General features: G+C 62.1%; 2 protein-coding genes. Both read left to right on the forward strand.

The window, feature by feature from the left end; all coding sequences use genetic code 11:
- Positions 1-456 (forward strand): ABC transporter substrate-binding protein (locus B3873_RS26240; protein WP_286870044.1); only part of this gene is annotated, 456 nt, incomplete at its 5' end.
- 71 nt (positions 457-527) lie between these two features.
- On the forward strand, positions 528-1001 hold a 474-nt coding region (locus tag B3873_RS26245), incomplete at its 3' end, for an aldehyde dehydrogenase family protein (RefSeq protein WP_286870046.1).

Genomic DNA, 1001 nt, shown 5'->3' on the forward strand with positions numbered 1-1001 from the left:
GTGGCGCTGCTGGTGTTCCTGTCGGATGTGCATGCGCTGGGGCTGGAGGCTGCCCAAGGCCTGGTCTATACCGATGGCTTCTATTGGGATTACGACGAGCAGACCCGCGCCTTCTCCAAGCGCTTCGAAGCCCAGTTCAAGAACATCAAGCCGACCATGGTGCAGGCCGGTGTCTATTCCAGCGTCTACCAGTTCCTGAAGGCGCGGGCGGCCGCCAAGACCTCGGACTGGAAGGTCGTGGCGCAGAAGATGCGTGACATCCCGATTTCGGATGCCGTCATGCGCAACGCCTCCATCCGTCCGGATGGCCGCGTGATCCATGACATGTACCTGTACCAGGTCAAGACCCCGGCCGAATCCAAGGCCCCGTGGGATTACCTGAAGCTGCTGTCGGTGATCCCGGCCCAGCAGGCCTTCCGTCCGATGGACGCGGCCTGCCCGCTGGTCAAGCAGTAATGCCTGTGGCCGGGAGTTGCTCCCGGCCTTGCTCTCCCCATCCTGTTCACCTCTTCACAATGGAAATTGCAATGAGCCAAGCCAACATCCCCAACGTTCCCCTGTACCTCAACGGTGAAAAGGTGCAGTCCACTTCCAAGGAGTGGCGCGACGTACTGAACCCGGCCACCCAGGAAGTGGTGGCCCGCGTGCCTTTCGCTACCAAGGAAGAAGTCGACCGGGCCGTGGCCAACGCCAAGGACACCTTCAAGACCTGGCGCAATACTTCACTGGCGCAGCGCATGCGCATCATGCTGAAGTTCCAGCAACTGCTGCGCGAGAACATCGCCCCGCTGGCCGAAATGATCACCCGTGAACACGGCAAGACCCTGCCGGACGCCGAAGGCGAAGTCATGCGCGGCCTGGAAGTGGTGGAACATGCCTGCTCCATCACCTCGCTGCAACTGGGCGAACTGGCCGAGAACGTCGCCGGCGGCGTGGACGTTTATACGCTCTACCAGCCGCTGGGCGTGGGGGCGGGCATCACCGCCTTCAACTTCCCGGTG

The sequence above is a fragment of the Herbaspirillum sp. UBA812 genome (assembly GCF_002296545.1).
In the GTDB taxonomy this organism is placed as follows: domain Bacteria; phylum Pseudomonadota; class Gammaproteobacteria; order Burkholderiales; family Burkholderiaceae_D; genus Herbaspirillum; species Herbaspirillum huttiense.